Annotated in this window: 2 protein-coding genes and 1 pseudogene; 2 read left to right on the plus strand and 1 reads right to left on the minus strand. The window is 62.4% G+C overall.

Annotated features, from left to right (window positions below):
* Positions 1 to 181: pseudogene (locus tag AAAB16_RS01370) on the plus strand (ADP-ribose pyrophosphatase); the annotation flags it as partial.
* Between the two features lie 84 nt (positions 182 to 265).
* Positions 266 to 1357 carry a nitronate monooxygenase gene (locus AAAB16_RS01375; RefSeq protein WP_340661718.1) on the plus strand — a complete coding sequence of 364 codons (1092 nt, stop codon included), beginning with the start codon at positions 266 to 268 and terminating at the stop codon, positions 1355 to 1357.
* On the opposite strand, the gene AAAB16_RS01380 is transcribed toward AAAB16_RS01375, so the two are convergent.
* Positions 1354 to 3703 (minus strand): hypothetical protein (locus AAAB16_RS01380; RefSeq protein WP_340661719.1); only part of this gene is annotated, 2350 nt, incomplete at its 5' end. The two genes, AAAB16_RS01375 and AAAB16_RS01380, sit on opposite strands and share 4 nt — an antisense overlap.

Genomic DNA, 3703 nt, shown 5'->3' on the forward strand with positions numbered 1-3703 from the left:
CGGCCACTACCAGCCACACGACCGCATTGGCGCGGGCGGCGGGCTGGCCGAAGAAGGGGAAGATATCGAAGTGCTGGAACTGCCCTTCGCGCAGGCCATGCAGATGGTGCGCGACGGGCGAATCATGGACGGTAAAACCATTATGTTGCTGCAGCATATGCGCCAGCTTATGCCGACCTAGTGGCAAATTTGCGCCACGCAGGCAACGGTTAAACCCGGTACGGCTTACACTGCAGCCCCTCACTACCTCGCACGGATGCTTGTTATGACGACGTGGCCCGATACCCGCTTAACCGAGTTGCTCGGCGTAAACCTGCCCATCATTCAGGCGCCTATGCTGGGCGCCGGCGCGGCACTGATGGTTGGTGTTGCGCAAGCCGGTGCTCTGGGGTCGCTGGCCTGCGCCACCTTGCAGCTCGAACAAGTTACAGAAGAAGTTCGCCTGTTTCGTGCCGCCAGCTCAGCACCGCTGAACCTCAATTTCTTCTGCCACAACGCCGTGGCTATCAACGATCAAGAGCAAGCGCGCTGGAAAGCCTCGCTGGCGGATTACTACCGCGAAGTGGGCGCCGACCTGGAGGCACCCACGCCCATTTCCAGCAGAGCGCCCTTTGATGAAGCCAGCTGTTTGCTGGTGGAAAAACTGCGCCCGGAAATCGTCAGCTTTCACTTTGGTTTGCCCGCCCAGCATTGGTTGGAGCGGGTGAAAGCAACTGGGGCCAACGTGCTGAGCTCGGCTACCACGGTTGAGGAAGCCATCTGGCTTGAACAGCGTGGCTGCGATGCGATCGTCGCCATGGGCTATGAAGCGGGTGGGCATCGCGGCATGTTTTTGCGCGACGACCTCTCCTCGCAGATCGGCACCTTTGCCTTGGTGCCGCAGGTGGTCGATGCCGTAACGGTGCCGGTGATTGCCGCTGGCGGTATCGCCGACGCGCGCGGCATTGCGGCGGCCTTTGCCTTGGGCGCCGCTGGGGTGCAAATCGGCACGGCCTACTTGTTCTGCGCCGAAGCCAAACTCAGCGTGCCCCACCACCGTGCGCTGCGCAGCGCCAGCAGCGCAGATACCGCCTTGACCAACCTGTTCACCGGGCGCCCGGCCCGGGGCATCGTTAACCGCTTGATGCGCGAAAAAGGTCCGCTTAACCCGCAGGCGCCAGCCTTTCCTTTTGCTGGCGGCGCGCTGATACCGCTGCGGGCTAAAACCGAGCCCGCGGGTGTCGGCGATTTCAGCAACCTGTGGGCTGGGCAAGCGTTTCCCTTAAGCCCGGGCCGAGCTACCGAGCTATCGGCGCACGAGTTGACGGCAAAGTTTGCCGCCGACTACGCCGCCCTCGCCCGCAGCGTTCGGGCTTAAAGGCTAATAAACAATGCCGACGTCCAGATACGCGATTGATCCCGCTGGCGCGCGCAGATAAACAGTGGGTGCTCGCGGCCACGGTCCAGGGTCAAATCGCCTAAGGCAATTTGCCCTTCTACCTGGCGTGGCAATACCTGCTCGGTCACCCGTTCCAGCGACACCTGCAACTCTGCCCCTGGCAGTTTTTCGATCAGCGCGCCCTCGGCTATCAGCTGCGCGCCGTTCAGGTGCAGTTCGACGCTCGGGGCGTGCACATGTGGGTGCGGGTGCAGCGGGTCGCCGACTTTTACGTAACCATCGACGCGACTGGTCAGGCTGATGCGCGCATCGGCCAGCGCAGACAGGTCGATTTCCAGGCTATCGGTATCGCCATTGGTGTCGGTGCGAAAGCCTAAGGTGGTAGCGTTTTTGCGCCACACGGTTTGCTCGGGGTGGTCGGCGCCGAGGAACTGGAAGCCGTTGATAACCGCACCGGTAATGGTGATTTCACCGCTCCAGTAGGCACCGCGGTAGCGGTCTTTAATCCTCGCGCCGCCCAGGCGCACACGCACTTTGCGTGGGGAGAAACCGGCCTCTTGATGCAGGTTGCGTGACCAGATGCACTGCTCGCCATCAAACAGGTCGACCTGCTCCCAACCGGCATCGCCGAGTAGGCGATAGTCCAGGGTTTGGCCACCAGCATCGCGCACCACATCACCCATAATGTGTTCGCCAAGGCGCAGCAGGCCGTAACTGCGCTCACCGGTGGTGGCAAAGGTGTGCCGGGCCCGCAAGGCCTTACCCACGCCGGCCCGATCAAAGCCCGTGGCGATTACGCCGGTAAGGCCACCGCGCGAACCAAATACCGCCGTGGCCGGCACCCCGCCGCCGCAACGACCTTGGTGTTCGTCGCTATTGGCGGCGGCGCCCACGCGGTAGCCGCGCTGCAACGCTTCGGCATACACCCAGTGAAATTGACCCCAGGCCGAGCCCACTTCAATCAGGCGCTCCAGTTCAGGGTGGTGCCAGTCGAGGTTACAACGCCGCCCGCCAACGTGGGGCATCATCAGGTGGCCTTCGGGATTTTTCGCGTAGGCCGCGTACAGCTCATCCACTGGCCAGGCGCCAGGTTTGATGGTGCCGGCGGTGAATTCATTCCACTCAAACGAGCGCACCAAGCGGCCCTGGTTATCAAAGGGAAACTCAGGTTTGCCGTCGTGCAAAAACACCACATTACGGTCGCCACCGGCGCAGGAGTTGCCACACCACTCGGTGCCGGGATAGCAAACAAACCGGCCCGGCTCGTTGAGCTCGGCAATCAGGGCAACGGCGGCATCCCAGCGTTTTTCGGTGATATTGAAGTCGTTAGCGGTGTAGCCCAGCACATCAAGGCCGGCAACATCGCGGCCGTAGCTGAGGTTATAGAGGGTGTCGTTGGTGCCAACGGTGTCATCGGAATGCACATGCAGGTCGGCGTACAACGGGCGAATGCCGGGCAATGCCTCGTCCACCTGGATATACGCCTGCGCCGCAGCCACACCCTGCTCGGCCGCTTGCACGCTTACCGACCACTCGCCCAATTCTTCCAGCGTTAGCGCCGGCAAACGCGCCACCGCCCAGCCATCGGCCGCCAAGGTAAAGGGCACGCCCAAGCTGCTGCCTTGCGGCCCGTTAAGCAGCACCTTGCCGCTTAGGGGCAGGTTGCGGCAGGTGTTGCCCCAGGCGTCGTCGGCACGAATCAGCAGATCAAATGGCTGCCCCTGGCCAACCAGACGCGGCACGATCACCAGCAAGCGCTCAGGCACACCGGGCACGATATCCAGCAGTAAATCGCCCGGCACTTCGGCAAATTTCGAGCTGCCGAGGGGGTCGATAAACAGGCGCAGGCGGAAGTCTTTTTCGACAAAGCTCTGCACTCGAGTGCCCGCCCCGCCCTGACGGCGGTCGCCGATGCGGATCACGATGCGGTCGCCGGGGTTTAGATAGCCGTCGACGATATCGATCAGGATGGCTTTCTGAAACGGCCGCTCATGGCCCTTTTGGTCGAAGCGCACATTCAGCTGTTGCACCGTGGCCGGGCTTTGCCCAGGCGCCAGCTCGCCGGCTTGGTACTCGGCGCTGACGTAGTTGGCGGCGGTTGCATCAGAGGTCTGGAACAGCGCCCAGTCGGAGTAAAACTTAAACGCCAATTTCAGCCAGGCACCGTCGGCCAAACCGCTGCCGCCCACTTCGTAGACAAAGGTGATTTCGTCCCACTGCCCCGCCACCAAGGTCTGGCGGTCGCAACGAATGCTGCCCAAAAACGGTCGGGCTTTATTGCGTGCGTAGAGGCCAACGGGGGCGATGTAGTGTCCGGCTTCGCGG

The sequence above is a fragment of the Pseudomonas sp. genome (assembly GCF_037994325.1).
Taxonomy (GTDB): Bacteria; Pseudomonadota; Gammaproteobacteria; order Pseudomonadales; family Pseudomonadaceae; genus Aquipseudomonas.

Coding starts and splice junctions, on each gene's coding strand:
- AAAB16_RS01375 (WP_340661718.1), top strand. CDS start 266: ATGACGACGTGGCCCGATACCCGCTTAACCGAGTTGCTCGGCGTAAAC.